This window comes from Bacteroidales bacterium, assembly GCA_035342335.1.
In the GTDB taxonomy this organism is placed as follows: domain Bacteria; phylum Bacteroidota; class Bacteroidia; order Bacteroidales; family JAGONC01; genus JAGONC01.
Genome location: DAOQWY010000004.1, coordinates 151,841 through 170,415, shown reverse-complemented (window position 1 = coordinate 170,415; position 18,575 = coordinate 151,841). Strand labels below are relative to the sequence as shown.

General features: G+C 49.8%; 12 protein-coding genes and 1 tRNA gene. 6 read left to right on the top strand and 7 right to left on the bottom strand.

The window, feature by feature from the left end:
* Window positions 1-79: 79 nt before the first annotated feature.
* Both PKI34_03600 and icd read right to left on the bottom strand, forming a co-directional pair.
* Complete coding sequence (locus tag PKI34_03600; protein ID HNS16888.1) at window positions 80-1,417, bottom strand: citrate (Si)-synthase; 1,338 nt, start codon at window positions 1,415-1,417, stop codon at window positions 80-82.
* 38 nt (window positions 1,418-1,455) lie between these two features.
* On the bottom strand, window positions 1,456-2,826 hold the full coding sequence (gene icd, locus PKI34_03595) for an NADP-dependent isocitrate dehydrogenase (GenBank protein ID HNS16887.1): 1,371 nt from the start codon (window positions 2,824-2,826) through the stop codon (window positions 1,456-1,458).
* 170 nt (window positions 2,827-2,996) lie between these two features.
* Between icd and PKI34_03590 the strand changes: the two genes are divergently transcribed.
* Window positions 2,997-5,321, top strand: a complete 2,325-nt coding sequence (locus PKI34_03590) for a TonB-dependent receptor (protein ID HNS16886.1) — start codon at window positions 2,997-2,999, stop codon at window positions 5,319-5,321.
* Between the two features lie 9 nt (window positions 5,322-5,330).
* Here PKI34_03590 and dtd read toward each other — a convergent pair whose 3' ends face one another.
* From dtd to dprA, 3 genes are read right to left on the bottom strand one after another with little or no spacing between them, the layout of a single operon-like run.
* On the bottom strand, window positions 5,331-5,783 hold the full coding sequence (gene dtd, locus PKI34_03585) for a D-aminoacyl-tRNA deacylase (protein ID HNS16885.1): 453 nt from the start codon (window positions 5,781-5,783) through the stop codon (window positions 5,331-5,333).
* Between the two features lie 11 nt (window positions 5,784-5,794).
* Complete coding sequence (rsgA, locus tag PKI34_03580) at window positions 5,795-6,721, bottom strand: ribosome small subunit-dependent GTPase A (protein ID HNS16884.1); 927 nt, start codon at window positions 6,719-6,721, stop codon at window positions 5,795-5,797.
* A gap of 48 nt (window positions 6,722-6,769) precedes the next feature.
* The gene (gene dprA, locus PKI34_03575; protein HNS16883.1) at window positions 6,770-7,870 is read right to left on the bottom strand and encodes a DNA-processing protein DprA; all 1,101 of its coding nucleotides are present in this window, start codon (window positions 7,868-7,870) and stop codon (window positions 6,770-6,772) included.
* A 117-nt stretch (window positions 7,871-7,987) separates the two neighbouring features.
* On the opposite strand from dprA, the gene lgt reads away from it, so the two are divergent.
* Entirely contained in the window at window positions 7,988-8,782 is a 795-nt protein-coding gene (gene lgt, locus PKI34_03570) for a prolipoprotein diacylglyceryl transferase (protein ID HNS16882.1), read from the top strand.
* On the opposite strand, the gene PKI34_03565 is transcribed toward lgt, so the two are convergent.
* Window positions 8,775-11,999, bottom strand: a complete 3,225-nt coding sequence (locus PKI34_03565; GenBank protein ID HNS16881.1) for a DUF2723 domain-containing protein — start codon at window positions 11,997-11,999, stop codon at window positions 8,775-8,777. The genes lgt and PKI34_03565 overlap by 8 nt on opposite strands.
* A 207-nt stretch (window positions 12,000-12,206) precedes the next feature.
* On the opposite strand from PKI34_03565, the gene PKI34_03560 reads away from it, so the two are divergent.
* The 4 genes from PKI34_03560 to infB all read left to right on the top strand — a co-directional run bounded on the left by PKI34_03560 (window position 12,207) and on the right by infB (window position 17,273).
* Window positions 12,207-12,279: transfer RNA gene (locus PKI34_03560), tRNA-Gln, on the top strand.
* Between the two features lie 78 nt (window positions 12,280-12,357).
* Window positions 12,358-12,837 carry a ribosome assembly cofactor RimP gene (rimP, locus tag PKI34_03555; protein ID HNS16880.1) on the top strand — a complete coding sequence of 160 codons (480 nt, stop codon included), beginning with the start codon at window positions 12,358-12,360 and terminating at the stop codon, window positions 12,835-12,837.
* 14 nt (window positions 12,838-12,851) lie between these two features.
* A complete protein-coding gene (gene nusA / locus PKI34_03550; protein HNS16879.1) occupies window positions 12,852-14,090 on the top strand; it encodes a transcription termination factor NusA in 1,239 nt (412 codons plus the stop codon).
* Window positions 14,091-14,204: 114 nt separating this feature from the next.
* Window positions 14,205-17,273, top strand: a complete 3,069-nt coding sequence (infB, locus tag PKI34_03545) for a translation initiation factor IF-2 (protein ID HNS16878.1) — start codon at window positions 14,205-14,207, stop codon at window positions 17,271-17,273.
* On the opposite strand, the gene PKI34_03540 is transcribed toward infB, so the two are convergent.
* Entirely contained in the window at window positions 17,268-18,572 is a 1,305-nt protein-coding gene (locus PKI34_03540) for an adenylosuccinate synthase (GenBank protein ID HNS16877.1), read from the bottom strand. The genes infB and PKI34_03540 overlap by 6 nt on opposite strands.
* Window positions 18,573-18,575: the final 3 nt, after the last annotated feature.

Genomic DNA, 18,575 nt, shown 5'->3' with positions numbered 1-18,575 from the left:
AACTTTGAGTACCTTCGTGTTTAAAAAAATGTATTTTAACACACCCCGATACATTAAATAGCTCACAAGCCCCATGCGGTCAGGAGGCAACCTCCTGCTCTGGCTCTTTCTTTTTGGCTTTCGCCACGATTTCCTCGATCATGGCCGTCGTAACGGATTTAGGACGTTCCAGGGGATACATCAGCGCACGATCCCAGATCACATTGGCGCAGATCCCAATGGCCCGCCCGATACCGAACAGGACCGTATAAAAATCATACTCCCTAACCCCATAGTACCACTGAAGGGCTCCGGAATGGGCGTCAACGTTCGGCCAGGGATTTTTCGCCTTACCGTGCTCGATCAGGATTGGAGGGGCAACCCGGTAGAGAAGGTCAACGTATTTGAAGATGGGATCATCGGCCATATGCTTCAGGGCAAACTCGCGTTGCAGGAGGAACCTCGGATCTGTCTTCCGTAAAACAGCGTGCCCATACCCAGGGATCACCATCCCTGCATTCAGGGTATCCCAAACATATTGCTTCATCTCGTCCTCCGTGGGTATCTTATGATCCATCCTGTCCATCAGCTCGTGAAGCCAGCGAAGGACTTCCTGATTGGCCAGGCCATGCAGCGGACCTGCAAGACCGTTGATCATGGCGGATACACCAAGGTAAACGTCGGCGAGCGTGCTGGCCACCAGGTGACCGGTGTGCGCACTGACGTTACCGCTCTCATGGTCGGAATGAATGATGAAATGCATACGGGCAACATCATCGTAGGGCTTCGGAATGCCCATCATGTGCGCGAAGTTGCCGCCAAGGTCCAGTGCCGGATTCGATTGGACACGCTTTCCGTCACGGTAGAGTTTTGCATAGATGTACGTAGCGATTTCCGGTAATTTGGCAATCAAATTCAGCGCATCCTCAAAGGTTGGTTCCCAGTAGAGGGTCTTGTTCAACCCGGCAGCATACTTTTTTGCAAAAAACGATTCGCGCTGCAGGGTCATCACCGCTGATGAAAAAATGGTCATCGGATGGCTGCAGCAGGGAAACTGATCAATGACGTCGTAGACATAGCGGGGCAGGATCCTGCGTTTGTGAAATTCATCGATCACGTCCTCCACCTGTTCTTCCGTTGGGATTTCACCAATCAGTAAAAGATAGATCAGTCCCTCCACATAAGGGGATTCTGCTCCTTTGGGTCTTGGGAGTTTTTCGAATACCTCGGGCAGCGTAAATCCACGGTACCGGATCCCTTCCAAGGGATCCAGATAGGAAATATCGGTCACCAGGCATTTGAGTCCCCTCATTCCTCCGAAGATCTGTCCGACCGTAACCTGGTCGACAACAACATCGGCATGTTCATGAACCAGGCGGGATACCCTGGGTCTCCATTCTTCAATCTTTTCGCGTAACTTTTGTTTCAGGATGGTCATAAGGCAATGGTTGATGGATTATGATCGGACGTAAAAACTCATTCCATATTTTCGATGATCGCAGAGGCAAATTCGGAACATTTTAAAAGGGTGGCTTCCGGCATCATCCGGTGGTAGTCGTAGGTGACTCTTTTCTGTGCAATCGTTCTTACCAGCCCGTTCCATATCATTTCTCCAGCCTCCTTCCAGCCCAGGTAACCGAGCATCATTCCCCCGGAAAGGATCACCGAGCCGGGATTGACCTTATCCAGATTGGCATATTTGGGTGCAGTCCCGTGAGTGGCTTCAAAGATGGCGTGTCCGCTTTCCCAGTTGATGTTGGCTCCCGGTGCGATTCCGATGCCGCCCACCTGTGCGGCCAGGGCATCTGATAAATAATCCCCGTTCAGATTAAGCGTGGCGATGATATCGAATTCTGTGGCCCTGGTGAGAACCTGCTGCAGGGTGATGTCGGCAATGCTGTCGCGGATCAGCAGTTTGCTCTTCCACTGGCCATTGCCATGCGTGGGCACCAGTGTCAGAGCCTGTTCCACCTCCCTGCGCACAGCACCCTTCTGGGAATCAGTCATCAGGTAATATCCAGGCTCGATCCGTTGCGCATTCTGTTCCGCTGTGAGACCGGGGTTGGCATCCTGGTTGGAAAGGATCCAGCTTTCGCGTTCGGTCACGGTTTGATTCCGGTACTCCTGCTGTGCAACTTCATATCCCCAGTTCTTGAATCCACCCTCCGTAAACTTCATGATATTGCCTTTGTGCACCAGGGTGACCGAAGTTCTTCCGTTGTCCAGCGCATACCGGATCGCAGCACGGACCAGCCGTTTGGTCCCTTCCATGGAAACGGGTTTGATACCGATACCGGAGGTTTCAGGAAAACGGATCCGGTCAACCCCCATCTCCTTCTGAAGGAAACCAATCACCTTTTTAACCTCTGGTGTACCCGCCGCCCACTCGATCCCTGCATAAATATCTTCCGTATTCTCACGGAAGATGATCATGTCCACATCCTGTGGTCTGACCACCGGTGAAGGGACTCCCGGAATATACCGTACCGGCCGCAGGCAGGTGTAAAGGTCGAGCTCCTGACGCAAAGCGACGTTCAATGAGCGGATGCCTCCCCCTATGGGGGTGGTCAGGGGACCTTTGATGCCCACCAGGTGTTCCCTGAAGGCTTCAACAGTCTCCGCTGGGAGCCATTGCCCAAAGCGGTTGAACGAATTCTCGCCCGCGAAAACCTCCTTCCAGATGACCTGCCGGTGGCCCCTGTAAGCTTTCTCCACCGACGCATCGAATACACGCCTGGCTGCCCGCCAGATGTCAGGACCGGTGCCGTCGCCCTCTATGAACGGAATGATGGGATGATCAGGGACCACCAGCCGCCCCTGCTGAAGTGCTATTTTTTTACCTTTCATACGATCTATTAACAATCCAAACTATATAAAGTTCGATATACATTGAAGCGTACGAAGTTAATCTTTTTTTCATAGGATAATGTCGGTTTTATATCATGTTTCGAAGGTTCGAATCCTAACTCCAATCCAAAAAATCCATAATTTTGTGACTTCTTTCAAATTGACATTTGATGAAGTTCCTCGTTAAGATTTTCAGTTCAGGATTCCTTTTATTGATGGTCTTACAGCTGACAGTAAAGGAAGCTACAGCCCAGGATGGGACCATCAGGGGATTCGTTTACGATCAAACCAACGGGGAACCCGTCATTTACACCAATGTCTATCTCTATCAGACAAGCCATGGTGGAGCCACCGACGAGAATGGCTACTTTGCCATATCCCACATTCCACCCGGTGATTATACCTTGATGGTGACCTTCATCGGATATGACACACTGCGCATGCCCGTCACCATCAGACCCAATGATGTAATAACCAAACAGTTGTATCTGAAGGAGGCTTCCTATGTCCTGAAGGGCATTGACATAACGGCCGAGCGGAGTGAATCAAAAACAGAGACCATGGTATCGGTCATCAAGATCACCCCGAAACAAATCAGCCAGATCCCTTCCATCGGTGGAATTCCTGACCTGGCGCAATACCTGCAGGTGCTTCCGGGGGTGATCTTCACAGGGGACCAGGGGGGGCAGCTCTATATCCGGGGAGGCTCACCTGTCCAGAATAAGGTGCTCCTTGACGGAATGACCATCTATAATCCCTTTCATTCCATTGGGCTGTTTTCTGTCTTCGAAACGGATATCATCCGGAATACGGAAGTTTTCACCGGGGGCTTCGGAGCTGAATATGGCGACAGGATCTCATCGGTGATCGACATCACAACGCGCGACGGCAATAAAAAACGGTTTGCCGGGAAGGTGGGGGCCAGCACATTCGGCGCAGAACTGCTCATTGAAGGTCCGATTAAAAAACAACGTGAAGGCGGCTCGGGAAGTTCCTCCTTCATCCTCTCCGGACGTCATTCCTACCTGGACAAATCCTCTGAAATATTTTACCAGTATATTGACTCTGCAGGATTGCCTTTTACCTTTACCGACCTCTACGGGAAAATATCGCTGAATGCCGCCAACGGCAGCAAGGTCAATTTTTTTGGTTTCCGGTATGATGACAGAGTCAATGATTATCAGTCGATCGCCGATTATCACTGGGATTCCTATGGCGTTGGCACCAACTTCCTGGTCATTCCGGGGAAATCCCCGGCCTTGATGGAAGGATATATCGCCTATACCGACTATAAGATCACCCTCGATGAAGGTACCAGTCCAACACGGTCGAGCCAGATCAACGGATTCAATCTTGGCCTCGACTTCACCTATCTGCTGGGAAAGGATATGATAAAGTATGGTGTTGAGATGATGGGATTTAAAACATTGTTTGATTTTTACAACTCCCTCAACCGCAAGATCGAGCAAAAAGAGAACACCACTGAACTGGGAATTTACATCCAGTATAAGATGATCGCAGGGAAGTTCCTGATCGAACCGAGCTTCCGGGTCCAATGGTATGCATCGCTCGGAGACCTGTCACCGGAGCCACGCCTGGCCTTAAAATACAATGCCACGGATGACTTCAGGATCAAGCTGGCTGGCGGATTATACTCCCAGAACCTGATCAGTGCCCGGTCGGACCGCGACGTGGTGAACCTGTTCTACGGATTTCTGTCAGGGCCCGACAACCTGCCTGAGGAATTCGACGGCAAGGATGTGAACCACAAACTGCAAAAGGCCCAGCATGCCATCCTTGGATTTGAATATAACCTGGGAAGGCATATCATCTTTAACCTGGAGGGATATTATAAAAACTTCTCCCAGCTGACCAATCTTAACCGCAACAAGATCTATGACGATTCCGAAGACAATGCGGATAAGCCTGATGAACTGAAGAAGGATTTCATCATTGAAAAGGGATATGCCACAGGGATGGATTTTTCGGTCAAGACCGAATATGAGCGGTTTTATTTCTGGGGTGTGTACTCACTGGGATACATCAAACTGGATGACGGCATCATCGGATACTACCCGCACTATGATCGTCGCCACAATGTGAATCTCGTTCTGACGTATACCCTTGGTCCGGCCAGAACCTGGGAATTCAGTTCACGGTGGAATCTGGGCACTGGGTTCCCGTTTACGGAAACCCAGGGATTTTACGAAAAAATAACGTTTTATGATGGGATCAACACGGATTACACCACTGTAAACGGAAACCTGGGTATCCAATATGGCGAGGTCAACCAGGGCCGTTTACCGGTTTTTCACCGGTTGGACATCAACTTCAAAAAGATTTTCTTTATAGGGAACCACGCGAAATTGGAGATCAACCTGGGAGCCACCAACGTATACAACCGGGATAATGTATTTTATATCGACCGTGTCACCAACGAACGGGTGGACCAGTTACCTATCATGCCCAGCCTGGGCCTGAAATATAGCTTTTAATTTTGGCTTCTATTCTTTGTTCCGGCTGTCGATCAGGATGGTGACCGGTCCGTCGTTGACCAGGGCCACCTGCATCAGGGCTCCGAAGTCCCCGCTTTGGACAGGTGTACCCATCAATCCCTGCAGGGTCCGGATGAAGTGATCATACAACGGAATGGCCACTTCAGGGCGGGCAGCGCGGATATAGGAAGGCCGGTTCCCTTTCTTTGTGCTGGCGTGCAGGGTGAACTGGCTGATGACCAGGATTTCTCCATGGACATCGGTCACAGCCAGGTTCATCACACCCCCGGGATCATCAAAGATCCTCAGCCGTACGATCTTGCCGCACAGCCACTCCGCATCCTCCAGGGTGTCAGCCGGTTCAACACCCAGCAAAATGAGCAGGCCCTGACCAATCTGTCCTTTTACTTTTCCGTTGATCACCACGGAAGCATTCTTAACACGCTGAATGACGACACGCATAACCTGTACATTTATATGATCATCTCATCCCAGTCGCCCTGAAGGATGCGTAAATAGTTCCGATACCTCCCGGCATCGATCGTTCCTTCCTCCAGGGCTTTTTTGACAGCGCACCGGGGCTCGTGGACGTGGGTGCAGTTATGGAACTGGCACTGATGCATCAGAGCACGCATCTCGGGAAACCGCTCGGCAACTTCCTCTTTTTTGAAATCAATCAGCCCAAATTCCCTGATCCCGGGGGTATCAATGATGAATCCTCCGGAGGAGAGCTCAAAAAGCTCTGCAAAAGTGGTCGTATGAACCCCCTTGAGGTGGTAGGAGGAGACTTCGGCAGTCCTTAATTTCAATCCCGGCTCCAGAACATTGATTATTTCTGACTTTCCAACACCCGAATGACCGGAAAAAAGGGTGGTTTTATGCTGCAGAGCATAGGCCAGCGATCTAATGCCTTCCCCGGTCAGGGCAGATGTCCCAAAACAAGCATAGCCTATGTGCGAATACAATGCGACCAGTTCATCGTGACGCTGCTGGAGTTCCTTATCATACAGATCCTGCTTGTTGAAGATCAGTCCGGCCGGAATATGATAGGCTTCCGCCGTTACCAGGAACCGGTCGATAAACCCGGTGGATGTACGGGGCTGGGCCAGGGTGGCAATGAGAAAGGCCTGGTCTATGTTGGCAGCGATGATGTGGGATATCTTTGATAATTTGGTTGATTTCCGGATGATATAATTGTGCCTTTTAAGGATATCCCTGATCACGCCAACTCCTCTGTCGCTGGAATATTCCACCTCCACTCTGTCGCCCACGGCAACGGGATTGGTGGTCTTGATCCCCCGAAGGCGGAGGTTTCCCCTGAGTGTGCAGGAAAGATGTGTGCCGTCGGGTAAACGGACCAGATACCAGCTGCCGGTGGATTTTGTAACGAGCCCTTCCATCTGCATTTATTCAGGATGTAAAGATACAAAAGGCAGAGCCTGTAAGCTTCATCCCATCTTATAAATCTTCCCTGGCAAGCTTTTAACGATTCCTTTGAACTCCAGGGTCAGCAGCAGGGAAGTCACTTTCCCCAGTGTAAGACCTGATTGCAGCGACAACCAATCAACGGTGCATTCCCCCTGTGCATCCAGGATTTTCACCAGCATCTCCTCCTCCTGTGTCAGCGAATGAAACAGCAATGCCTGCCTGCTGCCGGTGAATTCCCCGGATTTTTCCCATCCCATCAGGTAAATGATATCCTCGTTTGATTGTATCAGGGCAGCTTTATTGGTCCTGATCAGGAAGTTACATCCTACCGAATATTCATCCGATAGTCTCCCCGGAACAGCAAACACATCGCGGTTGTACGAATTGGCGATTTCCGCCGTGATCAGGGCTCCACCCTTCCTGCCGGCTTCCACAACCACAACTGCATCGGCAAGTCCGGCAATGATCCGGTTCCGTTTCGGAAAATTTTCCCTATCGGGATTGGTCTCGCTTATAAACTCCGTCACCAGTCCTCCCCATTCAATCATCCTGACAGCCAGTGACCGGTTGGCCTGGGGGTAGATCCTGTCGAGGCCGTGGGCCAGCACTGCCACCGTCGGCAGGTTGTTCAACAGCGCTGCTTTATGGGAACAGGAATCGATCCCATAAGCTAAACCACTAACTATCAATACATTAAATGCAGCCAGGCCATCGATCAGGTGACTGACCACCTCTTTTCCATATTCGGTGGCGCTCCGGGTACCGACCATGCTCAGGATCCTGTCGTTGTTCAGATCAACCGGTCCTTTGACATAGAGCATCATGGGGGCATCGGCACAATGGTGCAGCCGCCGGGGATATTCCTTGTCCGTATAAAACACAGTCCTTATCCTGTTTTTCTCCACGAACCGGGCTTCCTTTTCAGCACGGGAGATCACATCGGCACTGTGCAACGCTCCGGCAAGGGTGTTGCCGATACCGGGAATCCTGAGCAGGGCTTTGGTCTTTTCCCTGAAAACAGCCTCCACTCCGCCGCAGTATGCCACCAGCTTCCTTCCGTTGACTCCCCCCACACCGGGAACCAGGGTTAGTGCAATTTGACAAACAAGCGAATCGGTCACTGAAAGGATGGGTTTACCTGTTAATCCGGAAAAGGCACGAAACGTACCCTGTCGTGGTAATGTTTATTTCCAGGTCAGAAAAAAATTTTACTTTTGATCTTTGATTTCTGCTTTATGATCTTAAACTACATTACCTGGAATGTCCATCCGGAAATATTTCACGTGGGATCTCTGTCGGTCAGGTGGTACGGATTGCTCTTTGCGCTGGGTTTCTACGTTGGGTACCTGATCATGGCCCGGTTCTTCCGCAAGGAGGGTGTTCCCGTCAAGGAGCTGGACAGGCTTACGACCTTTATGGTCGTTGGCACCATCATCGGTGCGCGGCTCGGACATTGCCTGTTCTACGAACCAGCCTACTACCTGAGCCATCCGTTGGAAATACTCAAAATATGGGAAGGAGGACTGGCAAGTCACGGGGCAGCCATTGGGATCATCCTGGCCATTTACCTTTTTTCAAGGAAAAGCTCGCAGACCTTTCTGTGGACCCTCGACAGGATTGTCATCGTTGTTGCCCTGTCGGGCGTACTGATCAGGCTCGGAAACCTGATGAATTCAGAGATCTTTGGCAAGCCAGCTGACCTGCCCTGGGCATTTATCTTTGTCAGGGATAACCTGGTTCCCCGTCATCCGACCCAGATCTATGAAGCACTGACCTACCTGCTGATCTTTATCTATTTGTTATGGCACTACGACCATAAGGGAGGACACCCCCGGCCCGGATTTCTTTTTGGGATGTTTCTGATTTTGATATTTGCGTCCCGGTTTTTCATCGAATTTCTGAAGGAGCCCCAGGTGCAGTTTGAGGCAAAGTACCTTCTGAACCTGGGCCAATCCCTGAGCATTCCCTTCATACTGCTGGGGACCTTCATGGTCTGGCGCTCTAAAAAGAGAAATACCAGGGAAATTACTTAAAAAGTTCCAGCCGGTATTTTATGACCCCATCGATACGGTCGGCAAGTTCTTTCTGGTCATATTCACGGGCAAGCTCCGCCAGGCGGTTCAAGACCATGAACGCCTGTTCCTGGTCTTCTGAATAATATTCAGCGAACTTGCCGGAAAGTGACTGGTAATAGATGATATTCCCTTCGTGATTATTGAGCAGGATCTCGTTCATCCGGTTAGCTTTCTCGATCTCTCCTGCCTGGTAATAGATCTCCAGGAAGGGGATCATGTACAGGTCGAACGGGAATTTTTCGTTGGGAAATATTTCAATCACCCGGTCGGTCACCCTGACTGCCGAATCCGCCTTTTTAGCATCCATTAAGGCCTGTACCAATCGCATGAAATTCTGTTTGGGAATCATGGTATTGCGAAAACTCTCACGGTCCACAGTAACCCCCGGATCGTTCAGGTTACCCCATTTACACTTATTCATCAGGATGTCATATGAGGCCTGCGTGTTCAACCCCGAAAGGCCCCGGATATGGTGTTCGGCTTTTACCGGCATGAACCTGTAGACAAATCCTTCAAGATGACAGTAGGTGTCAATATCCAGTACCTGGCTGACGCTGTTTGGGTTGGCAAAATAAAGAGGGCGCTTCCAGTTGTTGGTCGCCAGAAAATCAAGCAGCATCAAATCGTTCCGGTATAAGTAATTGGTTTTGATCTGCCAGTCGACAAAGGGTTCAATCCGGTCAGCATAGTATGCAGGAACAACGCCGTTTTTCACTGCGTTGGCCGAGTCGACGGATAACCGGACACTTTTGGTCGGAAAATAGTTGATCCATTCGCCGCTCTGGACAGGCAACCTGGTGGACTGACTTTCACTGGCGATGAAATCGATCACCTTTTTCAATTCGGATCTTCCCTTGATACTGGATTCCTCGTAATAAGGGATGATCTCGTTGACACCTTTATTGTACTGTTCTGCTTTCAGGGTAAAGGGCAGGGGATCCGAATCATACACTTTTTTCATCATCTGGCGGACATACCAGTCACCGCTGGCCAGCATGAAATTGACCACTCTGACGTCGGTCCGAATCCCTTCCACCTCCTGGGCATACCACAGGGGGAAAGTGTCGTTGTCCCCGTTTGTGATCAGGATTGCATTCGGAGCACAGGAATTCAGATAGTTGGCAGCAAAATCCCTGGCTGCATATTTACCGGAGCGGTTATGGTCATTCCAGCCCTGCTGTGCCATGATGAAAGGCACCAGTAAAAAGCACAATACCGTCGCAAAGATGGCAGCGTGATGCTGTTTTAAGAAACGGTTGAATAACTCCGCAACAGCCATGACACCCATCCCTAACCAGATAGCAAAGGCATAAAATGATCCCGCATAGGCATAATCCCTCTCTCTTGGCTGATACGGGTACTGGTTGAGATAAATGATGATGGCAAAACCGGTCATGATAAACAACAGGGCCACCACGAAGGTATTTTTCTTATCACGTTTCAGCTGATAGAACAACCCGGCGAGTCCCAGTATCAGAGGAAGCGCATAAAACTTGTTCCGGGCAGGGTTTTTCATGCTGAAAGGCAGATACTCCTGGCTGCCGATGTGCATCTTGTCGATGAAAGGGATTCCACTGATCCAGTTGCCTTCTGAGATCCCCCCGTGCCCTTCAATATCATTCTGACGCCCGACAAAGTTCCAGAGAAAGTAGCGCCAGTACATATGTCCTACCTGGTAACTGAAAAAGAACCGCAGATTCTCACCGAAAGTAGGTTTGTTGATGACCTCGGCTTCTCCCTGCCGGTTGGTATAGCGTATGGGATGACCTTTCACCCTGCCCCACTGCTTGTAGGCGGAAATATGTGACTCCTTCTGGTTACTCCACATACGCGGAAAAATGGTGCAAAAACGGTTGTCATAGTTCGGAATCGAAGACTTTCGATCGTCTGTAATAACGTATTTTCCTGTATTTAAATCTTTTATATAGATCGGATTCCCGTCTTTATACGGATTTTCCGGATCCAGGGGTGCATTGTAGTACGGACCATAGAAAATAGGCCAATCACCATATTGTTCTCTGTTCAGATAGGATAACAGGCTGATGGCATCGGAAGGTTCATTTTCATTGATGGGTGTGTTGGCATTGGCACGGATCACGATCAGCAGAAAAGAGGAGTAGCCGATGAGGATGAACACAAAAGAGAGAACGACCGTGTTGAGCAGGGCTTTCCGGTTGCGAGCCATGTAGAGCAGGGTCAGGAGTACGCCACAGATGATCAGGCGTATGACAAAATTCCCCCCGGAAGAACTTGCAGCCAGAATTAAAACGACCAGGCATCCCAGCAGGATAAGCATCGACCACCGGAGTACGTTCGATACGGGGTCTTTGATGGTATACAGGATACCGGTGACACTTAATCCGATGATGATGATAAAGAAAGCGATCGTACCCGAGTTGAAGGGCAATCCGAACGTGTTGACAAACAGCAGTTCCGCCGTGGCAAACTGGTTAACGATCTCAGGAACGATCACGTACATGATGAAAGCAAGCAGCAGAATGGAAATCACTCCGGTAAGGATCATCCCTTTTGAGGTCGCTTTCTGTTTTTTGTAATAATACACGAATGCAATGGCAGGTATGGCCAGCAGGTTGAGCAAGTGGACACCAATGGAAAGTCCCATCATATAAGCGATGAAAATCAGCCACCTGAAGGCGTGTGGCTCCCCGGCAACTTTTTCCCATCTGAGGATCGCCCAAAAAACCAGTGCGGTGAAAAAAGAGGACATCGCATAAACCTCACCTTCGACGGCTGAAAACCAGAAAGAATCTGAAAACGCATAGGCCAGCGCACCGACCAGTCCGGCACCCAAAACGGTGTAGGCCTGTCCGGCTGTGATCTCTTCGCCTTTGCAGAAAACCATCTTTTCTGCCAGCATCGTAATGGTCCAGAACAGGAACAGGATGGTGAAACTGCTTGACAGGACCGACATCATGTTGATCATGAGGGCAACCCGGGAAGTGTCGCCAAAGGCAAAAAGGGAAAAGAACCGGCCCGCCAGCTGAAAGAACGGAGCACCAGGCGGATGCCCGACCTGAAGTTTATAAGCTGTGGCTATGTATTCGCCACAGTCCCACCAGCTGGCTGTAGGTTCTACCGTCAGCGAGTAAACAACTGTCGCGACAGCAAAGACGATCCAACCCAGGATCGTGTTGTACCGGTTATATGGTTTCATTAAACAGAATTAATTAAGTTAAGGTCAACGATAAAACCCGGGAGCTAAATTATGAATTTTACCTGTACCTTACCGGACTGCCTCCATTTTTCTCACAGATGATCCGGAAAACAAAGAAATGGCCGAAGTTCCAACAAATAATGGCCTGCTGGAACAATATGTGAATTTTTTTGTATTTTTGCAGACCTTTTCGAAAAGGCCTGTTCCTGTCCGATGGTGTAATTGGCAACACGTCTGATTTTGGTTCAGAAGAGTCCAGGTTCGAGCCCTGGTCGGACAACAGCTCTTTTCGAAGGAACGACAGACGTATGTGCTTTGGAATGGAGGGGACCGGCGTCCCCTATTTTATTCCTGCACCATGACACAAACAATGATCGAGCAAACGCAAATAGTGAACATGATCAACGACCACCTTGCCGGCGGCCCGTTGTTTCTGATGGATGTGCTGGTCAAGCCGGGTAACAGGATCCTGGTTTACATCGACGGCGACCGGGAAGTGACCATTGACGATTGCGCCGGGCTGAGCCGTTATATTGAATCCCATCTCAACCGGGATGCAGAGGATTTTGAGCTCAGGGTATCCTCCGCCGGAATTGATCACCCGTACCTTTACCTGAGGCAGTACCGTAAAAACGTGGGGCGCCAGGTTCAGGTCCTGCTAAAGGATGGAACGATCATCCGGGGGGCGCTGCTCCAGGTGGATGAAAAATTCATTGAGGTCAGGCCAAAGAAAAAAAAAGGCGGCAAGGAACAGGATGTTGAACCTTACAGGCTGCCTTTCGATCAGATAAAGGAAACAAAAGGAGTCGTCTCCTTCGATGAATATAACGTTGCTTAATATCAGAATGGGCTATGGAACATATCAATTTAGTTGAAACGTTTTCGGAATTCAAGGAATTCAAAAATATCGAACGCGAGACACTGATGCGCATCCTGGAAGATGTTTTTACGCATCTGTTGACCAAGAAATTCGGTTCGGAAGATAATTTCGACATTATTGTCAATATCGATAAAGGAGATCTTGAGATCTGGCGCAGCAGGGAGATTGTTGAAGACGGCGCTGTTGAGGATCCCAATACGCAGATCGCTTACTCAGAGGCCATCAAGATCGAACCGGATTTCGAGGTGGGGGAAGAAGTATCGGAAGAAATCAAAATGAAGGACTTTGGCAGAAGGGAAATCCTGACCATCCGGCAAAACCTGATCTCCAAGATCCAGGAATATGAAAAAGACAACATCTACCGGAAATACAAGGACAAGATCGGCGAGATCATTACGGGTGAAGTATATCAGGTCTGGAAAAAAGAGATCCTGGTGCTGGATGATGAGTACATCGAGCTGACCCTGCCCAAATCAGAACAGATCCCGACGGATTTTTACCGGAAGGGCGACACGATCCGCGCTGTGGTGTCGAAGGTGGAGATGCGCAACAATACACCGATCATCATCCTGTCGCGTACATCGCCGATCTTCCTGGAAAGGCTTTTTGAATCAGAAGTACCTGAGGTTTACGACGGTCTTATCACCATAAAGAAAATAGTCCGTGTTCCCGGTGAACGGGCGAAAATCGCTGTCGAATCCTACGACGACCGTATCGATCCGGTCGGTGCCTGTGTCGGGATGAAAGGTTCACGCATCCATGGCATCGTCAGGGAATTGAAAAATGAAAACATCGATGTGATCAACTTCACCACCAACCCATCCCTTTACATAACACGTTCACTCAGCCCCGCCAAAATATCCTCCATCATCATTGATGAAGAAAACAAACGGGCAGAAGTCTACATGAAACCCGATCAGGTTTCACTGGCCATCGGCAAAGGCGGATTCAACATCAAACTGGCCAGCAAACTGACAGGTTACGAGATCGATGTCTACAGGGATACCGACACCGATGTGGAAGACGATGTGGATCTCCAGGAATTCTCCGATGAAATAGATCAGTGGATCATCGACGAACTAAAAAATATAGGATGTGATACGGCAAAAAGTGTGATGGAACTCAGTACCGACGATCTGGTGAAACGTACTGAACTTGAGGAGGAAACCATTCAATGGGTGATAAAAATACTGAAAGCTGAATTTGAATGAAATTTAATTGAATCAATAAATTGAGAATCAACCATGTAATTCAAAAATTGAACCGTTGGATGAAATTAATGATTATTTTCGCAATCTGTTAAGAGGCACACCCCTCAGCACTTTATGGAAGAAACGAGTAAAGTAATACGATTAGTCAAGGCCGCCAAGGAGTTTAACATTGGCATTACCACCATCGTGGAATTCCTCAAGAAAAAGGGACACCACCTGGAAGAATCTCCCAATGCCAAGCTTACATCCGAGATGTACGCTTTACTCATGAATGAATTCCAGTCAGAGAAATTTGTCAAGGAAGAAGCGGATAAAATCGGGCTGGACTATTCGGATCATCATACGATCTCCATCGATGACAGGATGCTGAAAGAGGTTGACAAAGAAGGCTCTAAGGACCAGAGCGAACTGATCATCAAGAGTATATCCTTCGATTATGAGGATTACGGATACGAAGATGTAAAGACCAGGCCGTCGGTTGGCAAGGCGGCCGAACCGGTCAGAAAGGTTGCAAAAAAAGAAGCTGAATCACCCAAAGAGGCTCCGGAAGCACCACCAACCGTAAAAAAAGAGGCTGAAGAAGCCAGGGAAGAAAAAGCCGGCGTTTTGACCGGTGTACCGCCGGCTGACGAAGCCCCTGCCGACGGAACAGAACTGATCACTGCTGACCTTAGCGAGGCAAAAACCAAAACAACCGAAGAAGAAACAACCGAACCCGAGGTCATCAAGGCAAAAAAAGGCTTGGAACCGAAGCTTAAGATCCTGGGCCAGATGGAACTTGATAAGCTTACCGGTAAACGGGCGAAAAAAGTGGATCGCCCCGCCAGGCCTGCCGAGGAAGTACCTGTGGCGGAGAAAGAGGCAGAAGCCCAGCCATCCCCCGAACCAGCTCCTGCTGAGGTTAGCGGCACACCTGTTTCGCAAACGCCTGCTCAGACGGAAGCCGTTGATGCAGGGGAAAAAGAGGTTAAAGCTGAAGAACCGCCTGTGGAAAAATCTCCCAGGGATGATGTGAACTTCATCAGGGTAAGAACAGAAAAACTGGCAGGCCCCACCATCCTGGGGACGATCGAGTTGCCGGAAGTCAAAAAACCGGAAAAGAAAAAACCTGTTGCATCTTCCTCGGATGAGCAGCTGAAAGCAAAAAAGAAGCGGAAACGCATCAGGAAACCTTCGGATGAGAAAGATACCCGCTTCGAAGAGAGAAAGACCGAAAAGACAACGAAACCGCGGTTCAAAGACCGCCATATACCCCGTGACCATTTCCGTCCTGAGGTTTCAGAAGATGAAATCCAGAAACAGATCAAGGAAACGCTTCAGCGTTTAAGCGCTACAGGTAAATCGAAAGCTTCCAAATACAGGAAAATTAAGAGGGAAATGGTTCAAAAACTCAAGATGGAAGAAGAACAGAAAATTGAAGAGGGAAAGAAAGTGATCAAAGTCACTGAATTTGTCACCGCCAATGAGCTGGCCACCATGATGAATGTTCCTGTGACGCAGATCATTTCCACCTGCATGACCCTGGGACTGTTCGTATCCATCAATCAGCGGCTGGATGCTGAAACACTGGCCGTGGTGGCCGACGAGTTTGGTTACAAGGTTGAATTTGTCAGCGTTGAGGTACAGGAGGCCATTCTCCATACCGAAGAGACCGACCGGCCGGAGGATCTGGAAGAACGTGCCCCTATCGTAACCGTGATGGGACATGTTGACCACGGAAAGACCTCTTTGCTTGATTACATCCGCCATGCCAACGTCATTGCCGGGGAAGCAGGGGGGATCACCCAGCACATCGGAGCCTATGAGGTGATGCTGGAAAACGGCAAATCCATCACGTTCCTTGACACACCCGGCCATGAAGCCTTCACTGCCATGCGGGCACGCGGTGCGATGATGACCGATGTGGTGATCATTGTCGTCGCGGCCGATGACAACATCATGCCGCAAACAGTGGAAGCCATCAACCACGCCCAGGCCGCCGGCGTACCCATCGTATTTGCCATCAATAAAATTGATAAACCCAACGCAAATACTGAAAAGATCAGGGAACAACTGGCCAAAATGAACATACTGGTGGAAGACTGGGGCGGCAAATACCAGTGCCAGGAAATATCCGCCAAAAAAGGGACGAACATTGACCTGCTGCTCGACAAGGTCCTTCTGGAATCTGAAGTGCTCGAGTTAAAGGCAAATTCCAAAAAACCAGCCACCGGCGCGGTCATTGAATCCTCCCTCGACAAAGGCCGTGGTTACATTGCCAAACTCCTGGTACAGGAAGGTTCAATGAAAGTTGGTGACATTGTCCTTGCCGGAGCTCATTTTGGCAAGGTGAAAGCTATGTATAACGAACGGAACCAAATCATCAAGGTCGCCGGCCCCTCCAAACCCATCCTGCTCCTGGGACTGAACGGAGCACCCCAGGCCGGTGACCGCTTCAATGTACTGCCTGACGAACGGGATGCCAAAGCCATCGCCAACAAACGGCTTCAACTGCAACGCGAACAGGGCCTGCGGACCCAGAAGCATATCACACTGGATGAGATCGGCCGCAGAATCGCCATCGGCGATTTCAAAGAACTCAACCTGATCGTCAAAGGCGATGTCGACGGATCGGTAGAAGCTCTTTCCGACTCGCTGCTTAAACTCTCCAACGAAGAAGTGCAGGTCAACGTCATTCATAAGTCGGTGGGGCAGATCACGGAATCGGATGTGTTGCTGGCTTCCGCTTCCAACGCAGTCATCATCGGATTCAACGTGCGCCCATCCCTCAGCGCCAGGAAACTGGCTGAACAGGAACAGATCGACATGCGGCTGTATTCCATCATCTACAACGCCATCAATGAGATCAAGGATGCCATTGAAGGAATGCTCGCACCGGATATCGAAGAAAAAATCCTTTGTAACGTGGAAGTCCGGGAGGTATTCAAAATAACCAAAGTGGGTTCCATCGCAGGGTGCATCGTGCTGGACGGGAAAATTACACGGAATACGAAAATCAGGGTCATCCGCGATGGAATTGTTGTCTATGAAGGTCAGCTGGGATCTCTTAAACGGTTCAAGGAAGATGTGAAGGAAGTGTCGTCAGGCTATGAATGCGGATTGAGCATTGAAAATTACAACGATATCAAGGCGGGTGACATCATCGAAGGATATGAACAACGGGAAGTCAAGCGTAAGCTATGATGCCTTCCTGATCTTAAAAATCTGTTTCCGGCCGGCTCCGGTTGAAATATACAAAAAGGGCACCCTTACTTCCTGTTCAATAAACCGTACATACTCTTTAAACGCGCTTGGTGCTGCATCATACGATCCCAGGGACTGCAGATCCTGATCCCATCCTTCCATTTCCTGGTAGACAGGTACGACCGGTTCGTGTAAAATACCGTACGGGAACGCATCCATCACGTCAAGGTTCCTGCGGTAGTGAGTGCAGACCTTCAGGCGCTCGAAACCACTGAGAACGTCAGCTTTGGTCATGATCAGGTCCGTAACCCCGTTGAGCATGATCGCATAGCGCAGGGCTACCAGGTCAAGCCAGCCGCATCTCCTGGCCCTTCCGGTGGTCGAGCCGTATTCGTTCCCTTTCACCCGCATCTGCTCACCGGTTGGATCGTCTAATTCCGTTGGGAAGGGTCCGCTGCCAACACGTGTGCAATAGGCCTTGACGATGCCAAACACGTTCCCCACCCTGGCGGGCGCAATGCCCAGACCAGTGCAGACTCCCGCACAGACGGTGCTGGAGGAGGTGACAAACGGATAGGTGCCAAACTCAACGTCAAGCATCGTTCCCTGGGCTCCTTCCGCGAGAATGGTCTTATGATCAGCCAGCTTCTGATTGATGAAGTACTCACTGTCGATGATCCGGAAATTTTTCAGCATCTCAATGGATTCAAACCACTGACTTTCATACTCCTCAAACGGGATCCCGTCGAGCAGGCAGGCTTTGTAATCCCAGTCCGCCAGGGCAACGATCCCCATGTGATGATCTTTCAACGACTTGTACAGATCATAGAATCCTGAATACAGAATTTCACCGAGCCGGATCCCGTTACGGGCGGTCTTGTCCGTATAGGCCGGGCCGATCCCTTTGAGTGTCGACCCGATCTTTGACTTACCCTTGATTTGTTCGTATGCAGCATCCAGCAGCCGGTGGGATGGCAGGATCAGGTGCGCCTTTTTTGACAGGTACAGATTCCGGGAGGCATCCACCTGTTTCTTTCGGAGGCCGGCAATCTCCCTTCTCAGGATGCACGGATCGATCACTACCCCATTGCCGATGACATTGATCTTGCTTTCATGAAAGATACCCGAAGGAATGAGGTGGAGAATATGCCGATCCCCTTCGATCTCGAGGGTATGACCAGCATTGGCTCCACCCTGGAACCGGGCAATGATATCATAATCCTCAGACAACACATCCACAACCTTCCCTTTGCCTTCGTCTCCCCATTGAAGGCCTAACAGAACATCAACTTTTGTCATAGG

Bases quoted from the DNA above. Each gene is read 5' to 3' on its own strand.
- PKI34_03600 (HNS16888.1), bottom strand. From the start codon at position 1,417: ATGACCATCCTGAAACAAAAGTTACGCGAAAAGATTGAAGAATGGAGA.
- icd (HNS16887.1), bottom strand. From the start codon at position 2,826: ATGAAAGGTAAAAAAATAGCACTTCAGCAGGGGCGGCTGGTGGTCCCT.
- PKI34_03590 (HNS16886.1), top strand. From the start codon at position 2,997: ATGAAGTTCCTCGTTAAGATTTTCAGTTCAGGATTCCTTTTATTGATG.
- dtd (HNS16885.1), bottom strand. From the start codon at position 5,783: ATGCGTGTCGTCATTCAGCGTGTTAAGAATGCTTCCGTGGTGATCAAC.
- rsgA (HNS16884.1), bottom strand. From the start codon at position 6,721: ATGGAAGGGCTCGTTACAAAATCCACCGGCAGCTGGTATCTGGTCCGT.
- PKI34_03565 (HNS16881.1), bottom strand. From the start codon at position 11,999: ATGAAACCATATAACCGGTACAACACGATCCTGGGTTGGATCGTCTTT.
- rimP (HNS16880.1), top strand. From the start codon at position 12,358: ATGACACAAACAATGATCGAGCAAACGCAAATAGTGAACATGATCAAC.
- nusA (HNS16879.1), top strand. From the start codon at position 12,852: ATGGAACATATCAATTTAGTTGAAACGTTTTCGGAATTCAAGGAATTC.
- infB (HNS16878.1), top strand. From the start codon at position 14,205: ATGGAAGAAACGAGTAAAGTAATACGATTAGTCAAGGCCGCCAAGGAG.
- PKI34_03540 (HNS16877.1), bottom strand. From the start codon at position 18,572: ATGACAAAAGTTGATGTTCTGTTAGGCCTTCAATGGGGAGACGAAGGC.